24 protein-coding genes are annotated in these 23,277 nt (G+C 51.5%); 9 read left to right on the plus strand and 15 right to left on the minus strand.

Translation table 11 applies throughout. From position 1 onward, the window contains the following. Positions 1 to 170: 170 nt before the first annotated feature. The gene (locus AAC019_RS11760; protein WP_339899102.1) at positions 171 to 3,179 is read left to right on the plus strand and encodes a DUF748 domain-containing protein; all 3,009 of its coding nucleotides are present in this window, start codon (positions 171 to 173) and stop codon (positions 3,177 to 3,179) included. A gap of 23 nt (positions 3,180 to 3,202) precedes the next feature. On the opposite strand, the gene lpxC is transcribed toward AAC019_RS11760, so the two are convergent. Then, positions 3,203 to 4,129, minus strand: a complete 927-nt coding sequence (gene lpxC / locus AAC019_RS11765) for a UDP-3-O-acyl-N-acetylglucosamine deacetylase (RefSeq protein ID WP_339899103.1) — start codon at positions 4,127 to 4,129, stop codon at positions 3,203 to 3,205. Between the two features lie 143 nt (positions 4,130 to 4,272). Between lpxC and AAC019_RS11770 the strand changes: the two genes are divergently transcribed. Next, on the plus strand, positions 4,273 to 5,283 hold the full coding sequence (locus tag AAC019_RS11770) for an AraC family transcriptional regulator (protein ID WP_339899105.1): 1,011 nt from the start codon (positions 4,273 to 4,275) through the stop codon (positions 5,281 to 5,283). Here the strand turns inward: AAC019_RS11770 and AAC019_RS11775 are convergent. After that, positions 5,253 to 5,765 carry an N-acetyltransferase gene (locus tag AAC019_RS11775; RefSeq protein WP_339899107.1) on the minus strand — a complete coding sequence of 171 codons (513 nt, stop codon included), beginning with the start codon at positions 5,763 to 5,765 and terminating at the stop codon, positions 5,253 to 5,255. The two genes, AAC019_RS11770 and AAC019_RS11775, sit on opposite strands and share 31 nt — an antisense overlap. Before the next feature lie 222 nt (positions 5,766 to 5,987). On the opposite strand from AAC019_RS11775, the gene AAC019_RS11780 reads away from it, so the two are divergent. Beyond that, the gene (locus AAC019_RS11780) at positions 5,988 to 9,347 is read left to right on the plus strand and encodes an ExeM/NucH family extracellular endonuclease (protein ID WP_339899109.1); all 3,360 of its coding nucleotides are present in this window, start codon (positions 5,988 to 5,990) and stop codon (positions 9,345 to 9,347) included. 66 nt (positions 9,348 to 9,413) lie between these two features. Here AAC019_RS11780 and AAC019_RS11785 read toward each other — a convergent pair whose 3' ends face one another. Further along, on the minus strand, positions 9,414 to 9,896 hold the full coding sequence (locus AAC019_RS11785) for a lipocalin family protein (protein ID WP_339899176.1): 483 nt from the start codon (positions 9,894 to 9,896) through the stop codon (positions 9,414 to 9,416). Between the two features lie 257 nt (positions 9,897 to 10,153). Between AAC019_RS11785 and AAC019_RS11790 the strand changes: the two genes are divergently transcribed. Beyond that, complete coding sequence (locus tag AAC019_RS11790; protein WP_339899111.1) at positions 10,154 to 11,980, plus strand: fasciclin domain-containing protein; 1,827 nt, start codon at positions 10,154 to 10,156, stop codon at positions 11,978 to 11,980. A gap of 13 nt (positions 11,981 to 11,993) precedes the next feature. Here the strand turns inward: AAC019_RS11790 and AAC019_RS11795 are convergent, their stop codons facing one another. Further along, on the minus strand, positions 11,994 to 12,221 hold the full coding sequence (locus tag AAC019_RS11795; protein ID WP_339899113.1) for a VF530 family protein: 228 nt from the start codon (positions 12,219 to 12,221) through the stop codon (positions 11,994 to 11,996). 30 nt (positions 12,222 to 12,251) lie between these two features. After that, positions 12,252 to 12,680 (minus strand): DUF3010 family protein, encoded by a 429-nt coding sequence (locus AAC019_RS11800; protein WP_339899115.1) that lies wholly within the window; start codon positions 12,678 to 12,680, stop codon positions 12,252 to 12,254. Between the two features lie 279 nt (positions 12,681 to 12,959). Between AAC019_RS11800 and AAC019_RS11805 the strand changes: the two genes are divergently transcribed. Next, complete coding sequence (locus AAC019_RS11805; protein ID WP_339899116.1) at positions 12,960 to 13,172, plus strand: DUF3622 domain-containing protein; 213 nt, start codon at positions 12,960 to 12,962, stop codon at positions 13,170 to 13,172. Here AAC019_RS11805 and AAC019_RS11810 read toward each other — a convergent pair. The 3 genes from AAC019_RS11810 to AAC019_RS11820 all read right to left on the minus strand — a co-directional run bounded on the left by AAC019_RS11810 (position 13,169) and on the right by AAC019_RS11820 (position 15,526). Then, entirely contained in the window at positions 13,169 to 13,864 is a 696-nt protein-coding gene (locus AAC019_RS11810; protein ID WP_339899117.1) for a dienelactone hydrolase family protein, read from the minus strand. The two genes, AAC019_RS11805 and AAC019_RS11810, sit on opposite strands and share 4 nt — an antisense overlap. A gap of 116 nt (positions 13,865 to 13,980) precedes the next feature. Beyond that, positions 13,981 to 14,883: a diguanylate cyclase gene (locus AAC019_RS11815; RefSeq protein WP_339899119.1), complete on the minus strand. Its 903-nt coding sequence runs from the start codon at positions 14,881 to 14,883 to the stop codon at positions 13,981 to 13,983. 229 nt (positions 14,884 to 15,112) lie between these two features. Continuing rightward, complete coding sequence (locus AAC019_RS11820; protein WP_339899121.1) at positions 15,113 to 15,526, minus strand: hypothetical protein; 414 nt, start codon at positions 15,524 to 15,526, stop codon at positions 15,113 to 15,115. A 236-nt stretch (positions 15,527 to 15,762) separates the two neighbouring features. Between AAC019_RS11820 and AAC019_RS11825 the strand changes: the two genes are divergently transcribed. Beyond that, a complete protein-coding gene (locus AAC019_RS11825; RefSeq protein ID WP_339899122.1) occupies positions 15,763 to 16,170 on the plus strand; it encodes a hypothetical protein in 408 nt (135 codons plus the stop codon). Between the two features lie 162 nt (positions 16,171 to 16,332). Here the strand turns inward: AAC019_RS11825 and AAC019_RS11830 are convergent, their stop codons facing one another. The 6 genes from AAC019_RS11830 to AAC019_RS11855 all read right to left on the minus strand — a co-directional run bounded on the left by AAC019_RS11830 (position 16,333) and on the right by AAC019_RS11855 (position 19,683). Continuing rightward, entirely contained in the window at positions 16,333 to 16,863 is a 531-nt protein-coding gene (locus tag AAC019_RS11830) for a hypothetical protein (protein ID WP_339899123.1), read from the minus strand. Between the two features lie 180 nt (positions 16,864 to 17,043). Further along, positions 17,044 to 17,376, minus strand: coding sequence for a hypothetical protein (locus tag AAC019_RS11835; RefSeq protein WP_339899125.1), 333 nt, complete (start codon positions 17,374 to 17,376; stop codon positions 17,044 to 17,046). A gap of 126 nt (positions 17,377 to 17,502) precedes the next feature. Beyond that, complete coding sequence (locus tag AAC019_RS11840; protein WP_339899126.1) at positions 17,503 to 17,889, minus strand: DUF1398 family protein; 387 nt, start codon at positions 17,887 to 17,889, stop codon at positions 17,503 to 17,505. A gap of 83 nt (positions 17,890 to 17,972) precedes the next feature. Further along, positions 17,973 to 18,341, minus strand: coding sequence for a hypothetical protein (locus tag AAC019_RS11845; RefSeq protein WP_339899127.1), 369 nt, complete (start codon positions 18,339 to 18,341; stop codon positions 17,973 to 17,975). Between the two features lie 109 nt (positions 18,342 to 18,450). Then, a complete protein-coding gene (locus AAC019_RS11850) occupies positions 18,451 to 18,846 on the minus strand; it encodes a hypothetical protein (RefSeq protein ID WP_339899128.1) in 396 nt (131 codons plus the stop codon). A gap of 111 nt (positions 18,847 to 18,957) precedes the next feature. Continuing rightward, positions 18,958 to 19,683, minus strand: a complete 726-nt coding sequence (locus AAC019_RS11855) for a GNAT family protein (RefSeq protein WP_339899129.1) — start codon at positions 19,681 to 19,683, stop codon at positions 18,958 to 18,960. 165 nt (positions 19,684 to 19,848) lie between these two features. Here AAC019_RS11855 and AAC019_RS11860 point away from each other — a divergent pair, with 165 nt between their 5' ends. The 3 genes from AAC019_RS11860 (at position 19,849) to AAC019_RS11870 (ending at position 21,620) form a co-directional block, all read left to right on the plus strand. Next, on the plus strand, positions 19,849 to 20,088 hold the full coding sequence (locus AAC019_RS11860) for a type II toxin-antitoxin system ParD family antitoxin (RefSeq protein WP_339899130.1): 240 nt from the start codon (positions 19,849 to 19,851) through the stop codon (positions 20,086 to 20,088). Beyond that, positions 20,088 to 20,390, plus strand: coding sequence for a type II toxin-antitoxin system RelE/ParE family toxin (locus tag AAC019_RS11865; protein WP_339899131.1), 303 nt, complete (start codon positions 20,088 to 20,090; stop codon positions 20,388 to 20,390). Before AAC019_RS11860 ends, AAC019_RS11865 begins: the two co-directional genes overlap by 1 nt. A gap of 210 nt (positions 20,391 to 20,600) precedes the next feature. Beyond that, positions 20,601 to 21,620, plus strand: coding sequence for a transposase (locus AAC019_RS11870; protein ID WP_339899132.1), 1,020 nt, complete (start codon positions 20,601 to 20,603; stop codon positions 21,618 to 21,620). A gap of 93 nt (positions 21,621 to 21,713) precedes the next feature. Here AAC019_RS11870 and ltrA read toward each other — a convergent pair whose 3' ends face one another. Next, the gene (gene ltrA / locus AAC019_RS11875; RefSeq protein WP_339899133.1) at positions 21,714 to 23,003 is read right to left on the minus strand and encodes a group II intron reverse transcriptase/maturase; all 1,290 of its coding nucleotides are present in this window, start codon (positions 23,001 to 23,003) and stop codon (positions 21,714 to 21,716) included. Between the last annotated feature and the right edge of the window lie 274 nt (positions 23,004 to 23,277).

A 23,277-nucleotide genomic window follows, 5' to 3' on the forward strand; every position in this document is an offset into this window, starting at 1 on the left:
TTTAATAATGGTGAGCGGCGAACTATAGTACAGTGTAGCCATTGGCGCATACGCCCAGCGGGAGCCGGCGCGTAAAGATTTGTTCCCGCCTATTAAGGCAAACAGTGCGCCGCAAACCGCACCACCCAACTACCGGCCCAAGTGGCCACCGCTGTTACTGAGGTTTTGTCATGGATGCCCTACAACGCCGACGCTTGCTGCGCTTAAGCGCCAAGGTCTTTTTCGTCGTCCTGCTTGTGTTGTATTTACTTTATATACTGCTGGGCTACTTTTACCTGCCAGGCAAATTAAAGTCGCTGGCCGAAACCGAGGGCAGTGAATTGCTCGGGCGCACCGTCAGCGCCGAGGCGTTCTCGTACAACCCATTTACCTTTGAGCTCACCAGCCAGAACTTTGCCATAGCCGATGAGCCCGAGCACCCGCTGCTGCAGTGGCAACAATTGCGTGTCAACGCGGGCTTTTGGGCAACTCTCTGGAACCGTCATCTGGTTATCCAAGAGATTGAGCTAAACCAACCCGACACCTACATCCACCAAAACGAAGACGGCTTTAATTTTGACGCTATTATCGCGCGGTTAACCCAACCCAGCGATGACCCCAAACCCGAGCCTAAAGCTGAGCAAGCCGAGTCATCCAATTTTGCGTTTACCGTTTTGCTGTTGGTTATTAATCAGGGCGACGCCCTGTACCGGGATAGCAGCGGCGACGTAAATGCTGACGTGAATATCGATGATCTATCCGTCACGTTTAACGATTTGTATTTTGCCACCGGCGATGAACTGCTCAACCCGTTTACCATCAATGCCGCCCTAAGCGATGGTGGGCAATTATCCTTGAGCGGTGAGTACCGTCTGCAACCGCTATTGTTTGATATTAATGTTAATGCCGAACACCTAAACCTTACTGAGTTTGCCGATTTTTTACGCAATACCATCAACGCCCACTTAACCCATGGCACCCTCGCCGCCAGCGGCCAAATACATATCGCTCACAACCTGGACACAGAAAACACCACGGTTACCCTAAAGCAAGGCTCGATTGAAATCGACGAGCTAGCCCTGGATGACGACGTACAAGACCCACCCATGGTGCGGATTAACAAGCTCGGTGCCAACGAGATAACGCTGGACTTACTCGAGCGCAGCCTGCGTATTGGCGCGCTAGAGTATCGCGGCGTGCGGTTAAACCAGTGGCAGACTAAAGACGGCGAGTTTCGCTACGAATCTCTACTGGTAAAAACCGGCACCGACGGCAACCTAAAATCCGATGCCACGCAAGAGCTAGCTCCGGCCGAACAGTGGTCTATTGTGATCGACGATTTTGCGCTAACCGATAGCGCCATGAACTTTAACGATCAACACGTCACCCCAGCGGTAGAGTGGCAGTTGAGTGAGGTTGATATCCATGCCGCGCCGCTGCACCTAACCGAACCGCAACAAGCCAATGTAACAGTCAGTGCTCTGATCAATCAAAACACCCCACTCAGCATCGGCGGTGTACTGACACCCGTGCCACTAGAGGTAGATGTCGACATAGACCATGGCCCGCTCGATCTAACCGTGTTTAACCCGTATATAGCCACAGGCCTACAAGCGGCTATTGCCCAAGGCACTATCGCCAGCCAAACCCAACTTAAGCTAACGTTAAAGCCTGAACTTGCCATTGATATACAGGCCAACTCCACGGTGGAGTCTTTTAGCTTTATCAATAGCCGCAGCAACAGCGAGCTACTCAACGTAGAAAAGCTAGCCGTAAACAACGCGCAGTTTAATATTCCAAGCTTCAATACCAGCATCGATACCATTAGCATCACCCAGCCCATTATGACACTGGTACGCGATACTCAACCTAACTGGTTATTATTGGCAGACAAAAACGGTACCAGCAATAAACCCGAGACGCCGGAGCAAACCACTGCCGCTGAAAACACAAGCGACAATAGTGACGAGGCCGCCGGGCAAACCCCACCAAGTTTTGCCTTAAACAAACTAACCGTCACCCAGGGCGAACTGCGCTTTACCGATCTACTGCAAAGCCCTAAATTTGTCTCCAGCGTTAACGACATGACGCTCGATGTTAGCGGGCTTAGCACCACGGCCACAGAGCCGACAAAAGTCGACTTAACCGCACTGTTTAATCAACACGCTCCCTTTAAACTACAGGGCGAGCTAGGGCTTAACCCCGAGCACTTAGATATGGAGGTAAAAGGCAACCTAAAAGGCCTGGAGTTAGCGCCCATGTCGAGTTATAGCGGCACCTACATAGGCTATAAAATTTCTGAAGGTGAACTGAACTACGATTTTGATTACACCATTGATGGCAGCCAACTTAACGGGCAAAACAATGTACTGGCCGAGTCATTTCACTTGGGTCAGTCGGTTGACAGCGAGCAAGCCATTAACGCACCCATTAAACTGGGGCTGGCGCTGCTGCGCGATTTAGATGGCAATATTGATTTGGATCTGGATATCAGTGGCGACATGCAAGATCCGAGCTTTAACATTCCAGGACTCATTGCCAAAACCTTTGTTAATATTATTGTCAAAGCGGCCGCGTCACCCTTTACTTTATTGGGGTCACTGGTGGGTAGCGATGACAACTTGGGCGAGATTGCCTTTGCCAGCGGGTCGGCACAATTAAGCAGCGATAACCAACATAAACTCAAGCAACTCATAAAAGCTTTGAACAAAAAGAACAACTTAAACTTAGTGGTGCGCGGCAACGCCGACAAACTGCAGGATCGTACCGCCCTGCAAGGGCGCCGATTGCTTCTAGAATTAAACGATCCAAATACCGCCACCGACATAACAACCCTCGCCGCAATGGAGTTTGATTTAGACAGTGAACTAGACAACCCTCAAACCCTCAAGAGCATTGAGCGCTATTACCGGCAACAAACCGATAAAAAGCTCAGTGACAGCATTGAGTTAACCATGCAAGAACGCAACGTAGATGAGGATCAAGCTCGGGTTATTTTGGCCGAACAGGCATTTAAGGAGCTGGCGGCGAGGTTAGAGTTCTCTGAAAGAGACTTTGAACAACTGGCCGAGCTTCGCGCACAGGCCATCATTAATGACTTAACAGAGCATAAATTATCGCCCGAACGAATCAATCGCGAAGCCGCGTACAGTGCCACCCTTACCGGCACCACGGTCGAGTTAACCGTGGCACCGGATTAGATAAAGCTTAATGCCTTTGCCGATTAAGCGCTGTTGCGATAGTTAATGGTCGTCCAGTAAGTCTCGGCGTACTCGCGGTCGGTAAAGGTAAAGTTGTTAGCATTGCTTACAAGCTTTGCCACTAACCGTGCATTTAGCGTGTGGCCGATTTTTCGGCCACTAAAATGGCCAACAATATGCGCACCGGCCAGAGCCAAATCGCCATACAAATCTAATACTTTATGGCGCACAAATTCATCCGGGTAGTGCAGCCCTTCGGGGTTGATGACTTTTTCATCGTCCACCAAAATAGCGTTGGCCAACGATGCGCCCTGCGCCAGGCCCTCGGCCATAATCTTGTCGACCTCACTCTTCATGGTAAAAGTGCGGGCATCGCGAATACGGGTTACAAACGTTCTCTCGTCGAGTTTTACCCCCGTTAACTTTTGCCGACCAATAGCGGCCGGCGGAAAGTCAATTTCAACATCCGCCGTAGCGTCTGGTGCCGGCGTCAACCGCACAAACTTATCGCCCTCCACCACTTCAATAGTCTTACGCACTACCATAACCCGGCGTCTGGCCGCCTGAACACGGGCCCCGGACGATAAAATTAAATCCGAAAAAGTCCGTGCACTGCCCTCTAAAATAGGAACTTCCGGCGCGTTTAGCACAATGCGCGCGTTGTCGATGCCATGGGCTTTAAGCGCCGACATAATATGCTCTACCGTGCTAACGGTAGCGCCAAAGCGGTTACCCAGGGTCGTGCTCAACTGAGTGTCGCGCACGTTAAACCAAATGGCTCTAATCTCATTTTCACCCTGGGGCAAATCGCGGCGCACAAATGTCCAGCCGGTATTTGGCTCGGCGGGCAGTATCCGCATCACCACCGGTAAGCCCGTGTGCAGCCCCCGGCCAAAACAGGTAACGGGTTCGTTTAAGGTGTGCTGAAAATATTCAATATCTTTACTCATGGCCTTATCTCCTTTCTGGTATAACCAGATTAAGAGCTTTAGGCCCATTATTTTTGGCCGAACACGCCAATGTATTAGCTTTAGGTGCCACTTTGCGACTCACCCCGGCTGACGTACAATTAAGCCTACTTAAGGAGTCAGGCATGCGCTATTCCACACTCACCAGTTGGGCTCAGCTGCTGTGGGAAACGTTACAAGATGAGGGCGTCGATCCGCGTCCGGTTTTTGCCCAATCCGGGCTTAACCCGGCGCAGTTGGGCGATGGCCTTGCCCGCTACCCAACCGATCAGATGCACGCGCTGTGGGAGCTTGCCGAGACGACACTTAACGATGATTTAATGGGCCTAAAAACCGGCAAACGCTGGCACAGTACCACCTTTAATGCACTGGGTTTTGCCTGGCTGGCCAGCGACACTCTGCACGATGCCCTGGAGCGCTTGGTGCGCTACGCTCGCCTAATCAGCAACGGCTTACAAGTCGATATGGTGCAACAACAAAATTTGTACCTATTAAGCTTTGATGCCGAGCTAACCCCGCAACGCTCTGCCAACCTGGCCGCTGTGGCTGCTACTGTCACTATGTGCCGCGCATTATTGGGGCCAAGCTTTGCACCGGTAGCCATCGATTTAAAGCACACCTATCACGACCCCCAAAATGCCATTGGCGACTTTTTTGGTTGTCCAGTTCAAGCAAAAGCGCAACACACAACGATTGCGCTAGATGCGCAACAGGCGCATATTCGCCTGCCGGCTGCTAACGCGCAGCTGGCCCAACTCAATGAAAAGATCGCGCTAGAAAACCTCAACCGCCTGGTGCTCGACAACCTCCCCGCGCGCGTTGCCGAGCTTATCGTAAAGTACTTACCCACCGGTGAGGTGAGCGCATCACTCATCGCTCACGACCTCGCCCTAAGCGGCCGCACATTGCAGCGCCGGCTACAGGCAGAGGGAACGAGCTTTAACGATTTATTAGATCGGGTGCGGCAACACCTTGCCAGCGATTACCTACAACAATCGCAGCTGTCTTTAAACGAGATGAGTTATTTATTGGGTTACGCCGATCAGGCAAATTTTAATCGGGCCTTTAAACGGTGGTTTAAGGCAACGCCGCTACAGTATCGGCATCAGGCACTGGCTAACGTAAAAGCGCGGTGATAGCTTACCTCACCTTTGGGTGTGTTATTGGCAAGCGGCAACACTTGAAAATACTCTCCCGTCACACCGGGAAAGCTCAAATACGGCAGCGACTGAAAGCCAAAGCGGCCGTAATAATTAGGGTCACCCAATACCGCACAGCCGGCGGCACCATGATGCCGTAGATTATCGAGCACGCCCTGTATTAAACGCGAGCCCACGCCACGCCCCTGATACATCGGCGCAACCGCCACAGGCCCCAAGCCATACCAATACTCGCTCCCATCGCTAAAACTTACCGGTGAAGCGGCGGCGTAGCCCACAAGGCGCCCCTGAATCTCGGCCACCAAAGAGACGGTTAGGGCACCCGCCTCGCGCAGGGCCAACACTATTTCTTCTTCTGTTTGAGCCGACGCAGGCACATCGCTAAAAGCCTGCCTTAACAGCGCGCTAATGGCACCTATATCATCAGAAACTTCCTGGCGTATGCTAAATTTTGTCATTGTGTTTGCTGCACCTTTCCCAGTGATTTTCCAGTACCGAGGTCACAGATTTTCTATCGCCTTACACAGCATAGCAAATTCCCCAACCTGCTGCCGGCGCTGTCATAAAAGTCTCCTAAAACTGCCACAACTTCGTTAAGTGTTTGTCACCTTGCTCTGCTTCCATAAGCGCTCTTGTTACACCACACCAACCATTACTCACTATGGATAACCGAGGTTGTTATGAAGAAAAGTTTGCTTGCCTCTTTACTGGGGCTGCTCGCGGCCAATGCTAGCGCACAACTCACGATTACCGGGGTTTACGATGGTCCGCTGCCCGGCGGCCTGCCCAAAGGCGTAGAGCTATACGTTAGCGAAGATATTACCGACTTAAGCGCCTATGGATTGGGCAGCGCCAACAATGGCGGCGGCAGTAATGGTGAAGAGTTTGTCTTTCCGCCAGAAGCCATTACCGCAGGCAGCTACATTACCGTGGCCAGCGAAGTTGACGGCTTTAGCGAGTTTTTTGGTTTTGCCCCCGATTACATCGCCGCCAGCGCTATGAGCATCAACGGTGACGACGCCATTGAGCTGTTTTACAACGGTGTTGTTACTGATCAGTTTGGCGAGCCAGACGTGGATGGCACCGATCAGGCGTGGGAGTACCTCGACGGCTGGGCGTACCGCAAAAGTGGTACTAACACCGCCGCAAGCTTTAACGTCAGCGATTGGCAATTTAGCGGCGCCAATGCGCTGGACGGCGCCAGCGATAACGCCAGTGCCGCTAACGCCGTTCCCTTAGCCAGCTTCAGCTTTAGTCAGCCCGAGCCCACCCCGGCAAATGTACTGATCAACGAGCTGGACGCCGACACCGAGGGCGCGGATACCGCCGAGTTTATCGAACTGTTCGACGGTGGCACCGGCCACACCGACCTCAGCGGCCTGGCCCTGGTATTGTTTAATGGCATTGGCGATACTAGCTATTACTGTGTCGATTTAACCGGCTACACCACCGATGCCGACGGATATTTTGTGCTGGGCAATGCCGCCGTTACCAGCGCCGACCTTATTTTGCCCGATAACGGTCTACAAAATGGTGCCGATGCCGCCGTGCTGGTTAGCGCTGGCGCGTTTGCCAATGGCACCGCCCTGCCAGACAACAATATTGTCGATGCCCTGGTGTATGGCACCAACGATGCCGACGACACCGAGCTTTTAGCGTTATTAAACCCCAATCAACCCCAGGTTAATGAAAGTGCCGGCAGCGGCAGCGCGTTAGACTCCAACCAACGCTGCGCCAATGGCGCCGGCGGCGCACGCAACACCGACAGTTTTATTCAGGCCGAACCTAGCCCAGGCACCGCCAACAACTGCAGCCCTGTCATTGCCGAGCTAACATTAATTTCGGCCATTCAAGGCAACCCCGGCACTTACGCCAGCAATAGTTTTGGCGAGACCGATGTAAGCCCCATGCAGGGCAGCATCGTCACCGTCGAGGCAATTGTGGTGGGAGATTTTCAAGACGATGACGCCGACACCGCACGCAACTTAAACGGTTTTTATCTGCAAGAAGAAACCAGCGATGAAGACGGCGACCCGCTGTCATCCGAAGGTATCTTTGTATTTGGCGACAGTACCGATGTTGCCCTGGGCGATAAAGTACGCCTAACCGCCCGTGTCGATCAGTACTACGGCGAGACTCAGCTCAGCAACATCACTGAGTTAACCGTACTCGACAGCAACCGTCTGACCGACGTAACACCGGCCACGATTCAGTTAGCAAGCAACACCGCCACCACCACGGGGCAGAACGGTAATGTGCAACCCGACCTCGAAGCTTACGAGGGTATGCTGGTCACCTTTGCCGACACCTTAACGGTAACCGAGCAATACCAACTCGACCGTTTCAACGAGATAAAGTTAGTGGCCGGCGCACGCCCCTATCAATTTACTCAGCAAAATACCCCCAGCGTTACAGGCCTGGCGCAACACCTACAATCAGTGGGGGCGCGCACCATTACCTACGACGACGGTTTAAACACGCAAAACGCCAGCATCAATAACCTCGATGGCTATGCACCCTACAACGAGGCCAGCGCCAAACGCATGGGTGATACCATTAGCGGCTTAAGTGGCGTGCTCGATTACAAGTGGGCAGGCAACAGCGCCTCGGGTGCCACCTGGCGTGTTCGCTCGCATCAAGACGGCAGCAACCTGTTTAGCTCTGTGGCCCAAGGCAACTCAACTAACCCCCGCTCAGCCCCGCCAGAACTTAGCGGTGCGCTAACGTTAGCCTCACTTAACGTACTTAACTACTTCACCACGCTCGATAACGGCGCGACCACCGCCGTCGGGTTAGACCCACGCGGCGCCAACAACCCTGATGAACTAGCACGCCAACAAGCTAAACTCATCAATGCCATTGTCGGGCTGGATGCCGACGTACTGACGCTGGTAGAAATCGAAAATGATTTTGACTCCGTTAACGATGGCTCGACCGCTATTGAAACACTGGTAAGTGCCATCAATGCCAAGCTTGGTAACACGCGCTACGATTATGTGTTTCCGGGGCAGCGCTTTGTCGGTACCGATGCCATCGCTGTTGCCTTAATTTACGATACGCAAACCACTGAACTTGCCACAGGCAGCAGCCCCGCCCTGCTGGACGATAGCGCCGCTGCGCAACTTGATGTATTTGCCAGCCGCGACTTTACTGCCAACCCAATCTTTAACGGCCCTGCCACCAACCGCGTAGCGCTGGCGGCAAGCTTTACCCATAAAGACAGTGGCGAGCAGTTTACGGTGGCGGCTAACCACTTTAAATCTAAAGGCAGCTCTAGCCTAAGCGATACCACCAGCCCCAACTATGACCAAAACGATGGCGCAGGCTTTTGGAATCAACGCCGCCTTGATGCCGCTAGCGCACTGCTCAGCTGGCTCGAAACCTCACCAACGGGGCTAACCGATAGCGACATCGCCATCACCGGTGACCTAAATGCCTACGCCCTGGAAGCGCCGGTGCAATACTTATTAAACCAAGGCTTCGTCAACCCAGAGGGTGAACAGGATTACTCCTACGTGTTTGACGGTCAGGTGGGCACGCTCGATTATATTTTGCTTAGCGGCGATTTTAGCGATAAATATTCCGAATCCGCGGTGTGGCATATTAACGCCGATGAAGCCGACGCGTTGGACTACAACCTGGATTTCGGCCGTGACCCCGGCTATTTTAATGACGCCAGCGCCGTGCGCGCCTCTGACCACGATCCACTTATCGTAAGCTTTAATGTCGCGCAAACGCCTGCAATTAGCATCGCTATGCTCAACGATGAATTACGCACGTTGCTGCAAAATAAAACCATAACCGGTGCCGGGCGCTGGCACTTTTTACAGCCGTTAAATGCCCTGCTGTATTACGGCCTGCTGCAAAAGGCCGCGTGGCATGAGCAGCGTGGTCGCATCACCACCGCCTGCCGTTATCTGGCCCACGCTCAGGAGCGTGCCGATGGCAACGCCCGCCCCACTGACTGGATTAGCGGCAGTGGCTTAGGGCAATGGCAGACACTTCTCAGCACCACCCAACAAAGTAACTGTGCACCCTAGTAGCAATACAGACATAAAAAAGCCCCGGCGATAGGCCGGGGCTTTTTTGTAGAGGCAAACAAGCAATTATTGCGCGTTATTTTGTTCGACGTAAATTAGCTCATCAGTGGCAAAACCCAGCTCGCTGGCACGTTGCTCAAACTGGTTAATCACCGCCTCGGATACCGTCGGGGTGCGGGATAACAACCATAAATAACCGGTATCGGGGCCCGAGACAAACGCGTACTGATAGTCATCATCCAACTCAAACACGATGTAAGATCCGTAAAAAGGCCCAAAAAAAGAAACCTTTAAAAAGGCGGTGTCTTCATCGTTTACAAATTTAGCTTTGCCCTCGGCTTCATCCCACTCGTTTTTATTCGCATCGTAGCCGCGATTGATGACTTTCACACTGCCGTCATCGTTAAGGCTATAGTGTGCCGTTACCTGTGTTAGACCTTGCTCAAAGCTGTGATCCAAACGGGCGATCTCGTACCAGTTACCCAAGTAGCGCTGCAACTCGAAATCATCGACAGGCTTAACCCCTTCGGGCCTTCCCACACAAGACATGGTCAACAATGCCAAAATAAAAATCCATAAACGATTCACACTCACCTCCTAGAATTTTACCCAGCCAAGTTATACGCCGCGCACCTCATAAAAGATCACTATTAACTCCAGCTTATCGTATTTTACTCGATACCTTTTTTACATTAACGCAGGATCCTATTACATAGAAATGTTCTATAAAAAACACTGATCCACCTTCATAGCGCCGGCGTAATCACATTGACTTTCAACCCACAACTAAACATGGAAACGTCGCTATGAACAAATTACTGCGTTATCTTATGATGGCCGTCATGGTTCTTGGTGTTACCGCGTGCGGTAGCGATGATGACGACGACTACAACCCACCGGAAGAAGTTAACACGATCGTTGATGTCGCCGAACAAAACGGCAACTTTACAACATTAATAGCCGCGCTTGAGGCCACCGGCCTGGATGCAACCCTCGATGATGAAAGTGCCACCTTTACCGTGTTCGCACCCACCGACGACGCCTTTGCACTACTAGGGCAGGATAGCATCGACAACCTGCTGGCCGACACAGACACTCTGTCTGATATTTTGTTGTACCACGTCGTAGCCGATACCGAGATCGACTCGGGCGCAGCCATTGCGGCGGCCGGTACCACATTAACCATGGCCAACGGCATGGATACCGGGGTTTCTCTGCAAGGCGAGACTCTGCGGTTAAATCTGGTTAAGGTCACCAGCACCGACATTGAAGCCAGCAACGGGGTTATCCATGTACTGGATGCCGTGTTAATGCCGCCGGCCGAGCGCGGCACGCCCGACATGAATATTGTCGAAACCGCCGTTTCAGCCGGCAACTTTACAACGCTGGTAAGCGCGCTACAAACGGCTGGCCTGGACACAACCTTAGCGGATGAAAACGCCACCTTTACCGTGTTTGCACCAACCGATGCGGCCTTTGCCATGGTTGGCGAAGAAAACATCAACGCCCTGCTTAACGATCCAGAGGCGTTAAACGCCGTGTTGTTGCAACATGTGATTGGCGATGCCGAAATTAATTCGGTGCAAGCATTTGCCGCCAGCGGTACCTCATTAACCACGGCGGCCGGCACGCAAATTGACGCTAACATCGTCGATGATCACTTCACGATTGGCGGCGCCACCGTCGAAACCTTCGACATCTATACCAGCAACGGCATTATCCACGTCATCGACGCCGTAATCGTAGGTGACCTTGAACTTCCGGCGCCACCAATGTCACTGGTCGACGTCGCCCGTGAAGCCGGCAACTTTACCACGCTGGTAGCCGCCCTTGAGGCCACCGGTTTGGATATGACACTGGCCGATATGGACAGTGACTACACCGTGTTTGCCCCCACCGATGAAGCCTTTGCCAAATTGGGCCAAGACACCATCGATAACTTGCTGATGGATACCGAGGCACTGAGCAACATTTTGCTTTATCACGTAGTAGGCGGCCCCGGCATTATGGCTGCCGACGCTATTACGAAAGCGCAATCTGATATGCCAATGCTGGAAATGGCTAATGGCAACAACACCGGTTTGTCATACGCCAACGAAGCGCTGTACGTAAACACCTCAATGGTAACCACGGCCAATGTCATGGCCGAAAACGGCATTATCCACGCGCTTGATCAGGTATTAATGCCACCGGCCGAGATGGGCAGCCCCACCAGCAACATCGTCGAAACCGCCGTTGATGCCGGCAACTTCACCACTTTGGTGACGGCACTGCAGGCCGCCGGCCTCGATAGCGTGCTGGCCGATGAGTCGGAAACCTTTACGGTGTTTGCCCCAACCGATGACGCGTTTGCCAAGATTGATTCGGCAACACTGGATGCTCTGATCGCGGATGTACCGGCATTAACCGACGTGCTGTTGCAACACGTTATTCAGGGGGCAGCGGTTAACTCGGTAAGCGCCTTCACCCTCAACGGCACTAACGTTGACACCGCCTCGGGCGAAGACGTCAGCATCGACATTGTCGACGGACAACTGCAAGTGCAAGGCTCGGTGGTTACCATGTACGACATTTACACCACTAACGGCGTCATTCATGTGATTGATACTGTTATCACCGAAACCCTGGACTGATCATTAGATTTGCTTAACCCTGCGGGGCAAAGGTCGAGACGTACAGCGCCTCGACTTTGTCCCGCGCCCAGGGGGTTTTACGCAAGAACTTAAGGGATGATTTTACCGAAGGGTCTTTTTTAAAGCAGTTGATATTAATCTGCTCGGCCAATGCCTCCCAGCCGTAGTGCTCCACTAGCCGGGTTACCACCTGCTCTAACGTAATACCATGTAACGGATTGTTCGGCTGTTCCTGGCTCATAGATTTTACTCTTTCTTTGTAACCCGCCCGCTAATCCTGCATATGAGCGACATAGGCGACAACAAATGCCTGCTCCTGAAACCCTTTAAGGCCAGTCTCAGAAAACGGAATCGGTAACGGTTTATCGGCCAGCGTCTGTTTGATGGCAGCAGAAGAGTAAAGCTCGACCGCAATATCGTTCATCAGTTGCAACGCCGCTTCAAGTTTAAAGCTAACCGCCCCACCGGCAAACTTACCTTTGGTCAGGCGCTCGCGAATAACCACCTTATCCACCTGATAATCTTGCATAAGCTTGGCAAAGGTCGCCTGAAACTTTTGCAAATCATCCCGGCTGTGCATTTTGGGCAAACTAATTTTACGCACCCGGCAATCGGGCAAAGTAAATTGCTGTTGCGCCAGCTCTAATAAACACACAACGGCATCGTTGCCGGTTAACTCCACACCACAAATTCTCATCATTTCACCTTCTGCTATCCGGTTTTAGCGCCGCCTATGTTAAGGCCTACACCGGCAAATTACCCGGAATATTCCGCGACAGCCGGAATCGATCAATCGCATTAGCCGCACACGCAAGCGCTAAGGGAGTAAAAGCGGTTGCCAGACGCTTATAGCCGTGCATAATGCACGCACTGACGTCGCACCACCTGTTTTGGGGCAATTCTAACGCCCCCACCCGGTGCGAGCTAGCATCACTGTTATTAATGTATCGCAACAGCACCCCGGGGTGCAGGAGCAACCATGGCCACTGGCAAAAAATTTGACTATCGCGTCACCGAAGTAGATGGCGCCTGGCGCGCCGAGCTAACCCGCCGCGCCACCGCTCGCAAAACCCTTGTGTCCAAATCGCAGGACGGGTTTGCCACTCAAGCCGAGGCAACCAGTTGGGCCGAAGCCGAGCTAAAAACACTGCTGGCCAACGTGCGTGCGCGCCAAGAGGCCAAAAACCGCTAGGCCTTGGCCAGTACCGGCAAACAGCGGTTAATAAACGCACTGATATCCGCTATTTGCTCGCGGCATACCTCATGCGCCATCGGGTAGCGGTGCGACTCGTACTGATACCCATGCGCCTGCAATACCGCCTCGGCCCGCGCAGCCAGTGCGGGCACCACCACTTCGTCGTTTAACCCGTGCTGGATCGAAATAGGCAAAGCTTGGTTCGCCGCATTGAAGCTGCATGTTTCGCTTGTGGCAAAATAGGTCGAAAGTGCCAGCAAACCCGCCAGCGGCTTGGCAAAGTTTAAGGCGGCATCAAACACCACAGCCCCGCCCTGAGAAAAACCGGCCAGCAGTATCCGCTCGCTTTTGATACCCGCCGCCACTTGCTGCTCGACTAGCTCTGCAACCGCCGCACTGGCCTGGGCCAAATGCTCGGCATTAAATTTGCGATCGACATCCAAGCTCAGCAGATCGTACCAGGCGGGCATTTGATACCCACCGTTAACGCTAACCGGCAACGTCGGTGCCTGCGGAAACACAAACCGAATACGCGCTCCGGGCGCCAAGCTAAGCTCTGGCAACAGGTTGGCAAAATCATTACAACTTGCCCCTAACCCGTGCAGCCAAATAACACAGGCATCGCTATCGCCGGCGTTGGGGTTTTCCAGGGTTAAGCATTCTAATGAGGCAAACGGGTTACTCGGCATAAAAGGGCTCCACATCAATCCAGGCGTGCCTAAGCGCAGGCCATCGGCGCATTCAATTCAGTAGCGCATAGTAAAGCAGTGCCTTACACGAGGCAAAATGGGCGTAGCTGCAACTCTTATAAGGCTTCATCCCGCTCACTATCGGCTGCCGAGAATACCACCGAGCAGTTTCCGCCAGCACTTTTTGCCCGGTACATCGCGCGATCGGCCCTCTGGATAAGCTGCTGTTCGTTAATGCCGTGTTCGGGGAAATGGGCGATACCAATGCTGGGCGCCAGCGTCAGGTTTAAGTCATCAATGGTGTAGGCCCGGTTTAGCTCATTGCGGATTTTTTCAGCCACCTTAAGCACGTCCGCCGCCTCGGGGATACCGTTTAGCAGCACCAAAAACTCGTCACCCCCCAAACGCCCAACAGTATCGGAAACTCGCACACTAGCGCTCAGCCGCTGCGCAATGTGCTGCAATAATTTATCCCCCACTGAGTGACCATAGGTGTCATTCACAGGCTTAAAGCCATCCATATCAATAAACAGCAACGACAAACAGGTTTGCTCGCGTTTTGCCGTGGCCAGTGCGGTTAACAAGCGATCTTGCAGTAAAACGCGATTGGGCAAATTAGTAAGCTGATCGTGCCCTGCCATATGGCTAAGCCGATCTTCCATTTGTTTACGCTCGGTAATGTCGTGCGCTACAGCGATACGTGCCTGGTGCTTCTCTGACCAACGTGCCGTCCACAGTACATGCACAACGCGTCCGTCTTTACGCACCCAGCGATTCTCAAAATGCGGGTTTGGCTCGCCTGCCAGCAAGGTGTCAACGGTACTCAAGGTGCGGGCCCGATCATCGGGGTGCACTAAATCAATCATCGGCTGGCCGATAACTTCATGGGGCTGATAACCAAAAATCGACTCAAAGGCGGCGCTAACAAAGAGAAAGTTTCCGGCTTTATCAACCACACAGACGGCATTGAGCATTAAATCCAGCACGTCAGCCAAATCGATTGGCTCGCCGGCCTTCATACGGCTGTAGTCTCTAATGGTTTTATTTGATGCAATATAACAGCATTCATCGCGGTAACCGCTTGCCTATGAGTAACCCTATTACTATACGCCCAATAAGGAGTTAGACGCCACCTTAGGGAGCTAAAGCGGCCGTTACACGGCCCTTGGTATTGACCCTGGCGTATCCCCCCGCACAGAGACCTGCTCAATGCGCCAACGTCTGGCGGCAACGTTAAGCCTATAACCCTTAATATGGCATTAACCTGCAACGCTTTAACAACACAGTGATGGCGTAAACAGCCGCTGCATTAACCGCCCCAACCACAGTCAGTCCCGTCACCCACAGCAAATAATCAAACACACCTGCAGCCGCAAAATGGGCATCACCCGGCGGAGCAAACACAAAAAAGCCAATAGCCAATGTGGCGCCGGCGATCGCGCCGTCTAGCAACACCCGGCACTTACGCATTGATCGCCGAGTGTAAGCCCATTGCCAATAGCACGGCAGACGCAAATACACCACTAACGAGCATATTGCGACAATCAGTATCAACCAAGCAAACCCCGCCGGAGGCGGGTGATCGGCACCGGCATAAAGCACAGATAACCAAAAAATAAAAAAGGCGATGGCAATCACTAAGGCCGGCCTATTAATTTTCATGCGATTTAACACCACTATTGTTGGGGCACACCTGATGACGCGGCAAAGATCATAACCATCAGAAACCACTTTACACGGAGCAACTAAAAATATAGGTGCCACTAAACGGTAACACCATAAACCCATTATTAACGGCGCCGCATCTGCGACACAAAAAACAAAGAACCTAGATTGAAACTTAAAGTCCTTTAGGGTATATTTTTCGCCCAATTTATTATACGGAAGTAAGTACCAACATGAGAAAGAAGCATTTATTACTCAGCATCCTACCTTTAGTTGTCATTGCCGGCTGCGCCTCTACACCAACCCCACCGATCCAGGCCCAAAGTAAAACCGTCTCGCACGAAGGTAAAGACTACGTGCTAGGCGGCCAATACGATACCGATCGCAATGAGCTTCAGCTTACCGTAAATGGCGACCCGATCATGAAGGGCAGATTCCCGCCCTACACGCCCACCCTTAACCTAGCCAGTGAATATCAAAACCTGGATGTTTCCAGTTATTGCTACTTCGGCTCTGTGCTAAACAATCAAGGCGGTGTTTTTGGTGTGGTGGCTGGTGCCATTCAATCCTCTAACGCTAAATCTGGCGACAAATGTGACATTAAATTCGCTGGCGAAAAAGTCGAAAGCTTATTCTTCTAAAGGAATATAGCCGATTAAATACTCTAAGAAATAGCTACCCCAACTCGGGAACAACTTATGCTTAGAGTAGAGCAACTAAAAAGCCGGTGTGAGTTATTCACCCCGGCTACCCCACCCAAAACCCCACCAGTTTTCAAACTTAACCCATAAAGGTCACAACAACTATTTCGAACGGCCCGCAAACACTATCCCGGCAAACATCCACTCTGCCAATCCACCGGCCAGGCCAGATACAAACGCAGGCGGCTGCAATACCGCTAAGGTAAGCGCTAAAACACCTACGCCACCACCAAATAACCAATACACACGTAGCCCATAGAGTGTTGTAAACGTTAAATAGCGCCCACCTATTACCAACAGCATCGCCGGAAAAAACCATTCAATATGGTACAACGCCACAGCCGCTGCCACCGGCATACACATCAGCATCCATACTGTTCCCTCCATTGCTAACGGCGCTAGCGGATTACCGCTGGCATGCTTGCCACTTCGCCCTAAACATTTACACAAGACTACCGATGCAGGAAATATTAATGTGCCCGCAACAAGCAAAGTAATCACACCTTTAATAGGCCCAAACCAAAGCGCCACCAAACCCGCCGCCAGCCAAACAGTGCCCGACGAGACTATCCCTGGCACTCCGTTAAAGTATGCCGCTCTCATATCCTGTTGTGCCGCCTGAATAGAATCCATGGCCCGCCTCCTGCCCCAACGAATAGTTAGTTATATGAAATTATTAAGTTTTAAAATTACGTAGCAAGCCGCACGTTTACTCGGGTTCATTAATAACTCGGTTATGTTTATGGCATAAGCTCTGTCCCATTCAAGTAAACCAACGCCATAATCCATGACAAAAAAACCGCAAAATCGTAACTATACCCAGGATAACAGTAAAACACCTACTATGATCAACTGGCATACTACTGCCACGATAGCCCCCCACCGTAACCTATCGGCGTAAACTCGGGTAGAATCTTTTATACTCCAAAACTCATACCGTTTTGGCACAATCTGATCTAGCAGAAACGCCAAAGGCCCCAAAAAATAAAAACCTGAAAAACCAAAATGAATTTTCTCAGGCGTAGCAACCACAGAATAGGTTTTAGGGTCATCTTGTTCTAATCGGGTAAGAAAACAACCAAGCGCGGCAACCAATGCAAGGTGTATAACAATAAGCAGCAACACAGAAACACCAGATGAAATCATAGAAAATCCCTTTCTTCTAAAAATACTAGCGGCTACCGAATCGGACGAGCTTTACCACCACACTATAAGTAGACACAAATTATCTTTTGTACTGGGCGTTGCCTGCGAGTTATTCTCCGGCGGTGCTCAGGGGAACCACTCGGTATGCTGGTCTCCCTGCCGCCCAAAGTAAACAACGCGCTGACCGCGAAGAAACGCAAAATAACCACCAACTCCTGCGTGCATGGCCCGCTCGCAAAAAATACGAAATTTTTGGTCATGTTGCTGGCTATCAAAAATGGCCGATTTTAAAGCCGCCACATCAAAGTTCTGCGAAACAGATGGCAAGCCTTCAAATAACAGCGGAACGGTTACCGTTGAGTGATCGTCACTGTAAAAAGTAAATGTACAAGCAGCGTAGTCAACGTAATAGTACTCAACACCTTCGGCAATGAGTTCTCTGATGATGACAGGAAAAGGCATCGAGCCATCGAGCGTGGCCCTCGCCAATAAATTTATTGTATCGGCATTCATAAGATGCTCCGACGTACTGGGTTGCCTAAAAACCAGTGATAGTTTTGGCCGACGGATGCAAAGCTTGTCAGTTGCTGTGCATCCTATAACTTGCTGTAGCTTAATAGCCTGCTAATTTTGGTAAATTTTACGCTAGAAAACTCTATGACGTGACAAAAATCGACCTTCTTTCCCTTGTTATTTTGGCTAAAGCCATTTACGGCGCCAACTTTTCCATGCGACATTACGTGATCAATACTTACGAAAACAGTTTCAGCATCGCTTTCATTGAAGACACGCCCGATATCTTTCCCTGCTGCGACTCTTTTATCAGAAAGCTCCCAAATAGCGCCATCAGCCAGATATTCACTCAAAAATTCAGTATCACCAGCCTCTAATGCAACGGCCACTTTCTCCACCAGTGTGTTTTTTGGCGAGTTACCACAATCCTTACTTCCGTTAATATCCACCATAGTTGGGGCTCCGTGCTTAACGCCCAGCGCAGACAATGCCAATGCGGAGCGATTTATGGGTCAATAGTTTGACCGCAGAAAGTAACACAAAGGTGCGAAGTGTTAGGTGTTATTCTGCCGCGGCTTTTGATGTACTGTTCTGTCTGACGGCTAGATAGGCGCCCAGAACCGCACAGCCAATAACAATTAAAAAATGCGGAATATAAATAGTGTAAGAACTAGAGTATGCGATAAACAAAACAGCTTCACATGCGATCAGTGCGGACAAAACAATCAGCCACGGATTTGGCTTAAAAAACTTTACCGCAAAGAATAAAAGTAAAAATGTAACCACCCCATAACCCAGAAACTGAGTTACAGCAACTTCCCAGATTATAAAGCTTGAACCAGATAGTATTTTGCCGATCTGTTCGGGAACAGCTATTGCGGCGGAAAATCCGGTAAGGTAGACGCCAAGAAATGCTATTGCGATCCCTATAAATAAGCCAATTATTGTATCTTTCATTTGATCCTCCTTGTTTGCATAAGGCCCAGCTAAACGACGCGAGCTACGAGCGCCCAGAACCGAAGGTTGTGTAGTACTTAGGCGTTCTTGGCTGCGTGTATTGGCTGTACTTCACAGCTGTTGTCGAAGGGCTTTTTGAGTTAACTCGCTCAGTCGGGCTCGCTGCTTGCCGAGCTCGTCAAAGTTATCTGGCGCTAGCCATTGTGAAAACGCCCGATACAAAGCCGGCCATTCGGTATCGATAACCGAGAACCACGCGGTATCCCGGCTTCGCCCTTTGTACACTGTGGCTTGACGAAAAGTGCCTTCATACGTAAACCCAAGGCGTTTAGCGGCAGCACACGAAGGTGCATTCAAAGCATCGCATTTCCACTCATAGCGCCGATAGCCCAGATCGAAAGCTCTTTTCATCATCAAGAACATGGCCTCCGTAGCAACAGGAGTTCGCTTAAGCTGCTCGGAAAAACGAAGGTGACCAACCTCGATCGAGCCACTCGCGGGCATGATTCTCAGATAGCTCGCAACACCCACGGCTCGCCCATCCGACTTCTGGATGATCGTGAAAAACAATGGATCATCGCCCTGACTCATTGTATCAAGCCACTCATGGTAGCGCTCAAAGGAACCAAAGGGGCCATAGGGAAGATAGGTCCAACTTCCCCCATCGTGATCCTGCGCGTTCGCAGCATAGAGTTCTTCGGCATGGAGCTCCGGAGCAAGCGGCTCCAGGCGACAAAAGCGGCCTTCCATCGACTCCCGCGAAGGGCGCGCGGGCTCTACCCAGTCCGCAAGCGACTCTCCGACACGCTGACCGAAATCATTTATAAATTGAGTCATGTTTTTGCCTTACCGCCGAAGTAACCTGCGCTGCATGCGCAGTGAAGCTTTGGGGTAAGGTGGCAGGGCCACCCCAAAGCGGAACGTAGTATGCGGCGTCGGGTTGACTGCCATGTTATGGCCATATACCATTATATACCTATATTTGGTATTTGAGGTGCCGTTATGTCTAAAAACACGAGTATGACCCTTGGTAACCACTTTGATGGTTTTATAGCGCAGCAAATTGCAGATGGTCGTTATGCCTCTGCGAGCGAGGTTATACGCGCAGGCCTTAGAATGCTCGAAGTAAATGAGCAAAAGCTTATGACGCTGCGTCGAATGCTTGAAGATGGTGAGAATAGCGGTGTTGCTCAATACAGCTACGATAGCTTTATGCAAGAGCTTGATGATGAGCTTGGCTAATGGGAACATTCCAGCTCTCGATCCAAGCCAAAAATGACCTAAAGACCATTGCCGTCTATACCCAACATAAATGGGGGAAAGCTCAAAGACGAATTTATCTTCGGCAATTTGATGACGCTTTCCATTCAATTGCTGAAACTCCGGCCATAGGCATAACCTGTGACTTTGTAAGGCCTGGGTACAGGAAGTTTCCTGTTACGAGCCATATAGTATTTTATCGGAAAGTTTCAGACACCCATATAGAAATAGTCCGAATACTTCACAAAAGAATGGATGCTAAGCCGAGTCTTCTAAAGCCATAACGCTGCCAACACGCGCAGCTTTGTAGTGAAAATAGCAATATAATATTGGGGACACCCACAAACTTGACAATGCCACACCTCTAAACCAATGACAATATTGGGGACACCCACAAACTTGACATTGGGGACACCCACAAACTTGACAATGCCACACCTCTAAACCAAAGTAAATTCAAGGAGCTCACTGCACCGCACGTTCAAGGAGGAACCATGACTCAACCCCGTAAGCGCCTTATCTCTCTTGACGACACCCCTTTTTATCACTGCGTTGCCCGCTGTGTTCGACGCGCATTTTTATGTGGCTCTGGCAAGGACTATGACTTCGAGCATCGCCGGGGCTGGATCGTCCGTCGACTTAAACAACTGGCGGCGGTCTTTACCATCGACGTGGCCGCCTATGCGGTCATGTCCAATCACTATCATTTGGTCTTGCGTGTTCACCGGGAGCAGGCCGAAGCCTTAACTCGGGATGAAGTGATTGAACGCTGGTGCCAACTCTTTAAAGGGCCTCCATTGGTGCAGCGGTTCCGAGCGGGCGAGACGTTATCGCCGCCGGAACTGGAAGTCATAGATGGCATTGTCGATGATTGGCGCCAGCGCCTAGCGGATATCAGTTGGTTCATGAGGTGCCTCAATGAACCCATTGCCCGCTGGGCCAACCGTGAGGACAACTGCACCGGGCGATTCTTTGAAGGACGCTTTAAAAGCCAGGCGTTGTTGGATGAGCGAGCCGTATTAAGCTGTATGGCCTATGTGGACTTAAACCCCATCCGGGCCAGTATGGCCGATACCCCCGAGAACTCGGACTTTACCAGCATTCAGGAGCGTCTGGGTATCGAGCCCACCACCCTCGTCGAATCACCTGCCGAAACGGATCGAGAAAAACCCTTGGCTCTGGCCGAGCTGATGCCATTTGCTGGCCGTGAGCATCAAGACCGCCAACCCAACCACCTGCCCTTTGATCTAAGCGACTACCTGGAGCTGGTAGACTGGACGGGACGCGCCATTCGCAACGACAAGCGCGGGGCCATAAACGAAAACCTGCCGAAAATTCTGGATCGGCTTGGCCTTCCTACAAAAGACTGGCTGGACACATGCTGCCATATCGAGCAGCGTTTTGGCCGAGCCATCGGCCCGGTCGCTAAAGTCAGTGAATTGTGCGAAGCACTGAATCTACACTGGATACACGGCATCAGACACTGCCGAAGCTTCTACTCGCAAACCGGCTGACGCCAATCCTATCAAAAGCCCCTTTGTGCTCCTGCGGGCAGGAACGCCTGTGTCCGAAATACGCCCTATGCGAGAAAAACTCGCCACTCGCCATCATCGAATCGATATAGCCAAAAACCGTTGACGACTGGGATGAATAGAGAGGGGGATTTTTAAACTGTGGGTGTCTTTGTTTTTTTGATCTACTCCAAGTCGACGTAGTCTACGGTATCCGCTACGGCCCCATTGTTTCCAGATATAACAACGTAATTTCCGTCTGATCCATTTGTCGATGTCCCGCAGCGGGCTCAGTACTTCAGCCACGCCGAAGTACGCTTTCCAACCAAGCAGGTATTTCTTTAAATCTGCGATGACACTCAACAACTGATGGCCTCTCGTTCGACGGCTCAACTCCCGGATTCGGCCCTTCAGCTTGATGAGCGCTTTATCACTCACCTTGATGCGGTTTCCTCGCCGGGGGCTGAAAGTAAAACCCAGTAAGCTCCGTTTCCATGGGCGGTCTACAGCGCTCTTCTCGTCGTTCACCTTGAGCCGAAGACGGTATTCGATAAAACGTTGTACACTGCGTTTAATACGCTCCGCCGCTCGCTCACTGCCCGCAAATATCTGACAGTCATCCGCGTACCGACTGAAGCGATGACCTCGTCTTTCCAGCTCCCAATCCAGCTCATCCAGAACAATATTGGCCAGCACCGGTGACAGCGGCCCTCCTTGCGGAACGCCCTCTCTGCTCTTGGTGACTTGTTGACCGTTTTGTACCGGACTCTTCAGATAACGCCTGACCAGCTTCAGAATATCCGGATCTTGTATGCGCTGTCCGAGTCGATGCATCAACCGGTCGTGGTTAACGGTGTCGAAGAACGCCTGAAGATCCAGATCCACGACCCAGCGCTTACCCTGCACGATGGTGCTCTGTGCGTGCCGAACGGCTTGGTGGGCGCTTCGGTGCGGTCTGAAGCCGTAACTGTTGGGGTGGAAGGTCGGCTCCCAGAGTCGACTGACGACTTGCGCAATTGCTTGTTGGATAAAACGATCAACGACCGTTGGAATGCCCAGCTTGCGCAATTTCCCGTCTGCCTTGGGAATTTCGACACGCCTGACCGCATTAGGCTGGTAACGGCCTTCGACCAGGCTTTCCTTGAGTTGTGGCCAGTGAACGTGAAGGTATCTCGACAACTGCTCTGTTGTCATACCATCTACACCCGCTGCGCCTTTATTACGTCTGACTTGTTTCAGAGCTCGTGCCAGATTATTCCTGTCGAGCACTTGCTCCATCAACGATGTTTCGATAATTGGTAATTGGATGGGATTTTCAATAACACAGGCTTCACCCACCGCCGATAGCGGTGCCCCTTGTCGAGGTTGGTCAGGTGCTATGTCCATGTTCTTACAATCTATACATACCAGAAATGTTCAGGCCTTCAGTGCCGAGAAATACACCTACTATGCCCTCTGCTGACTTCTGCATCGCGATCACAGAGAATTGCTTTCCTGTCAGTTGTTCCTTCAACACAATGCAGACCTCCCAGGGTAAGACACTTAACTTTCCTCGCGTAGACGCCGGATTTATAAAACATAAGCCAGTTGCAGATGGAGGGCTTAGCAGTCACGTGCCCGCTGGCCCCACCTATGTCACACCTCATATCCGATTCTTGTT

This window comes from uncultured Gilvimarinus sp. (genome assembly GCF_963975215.1).
Lineage (GTDB): Bacteria > Pseudomonadota > Gammaproteobacteria > Pseudomonadales > Cellvibrionaceae > Gilvimarinus.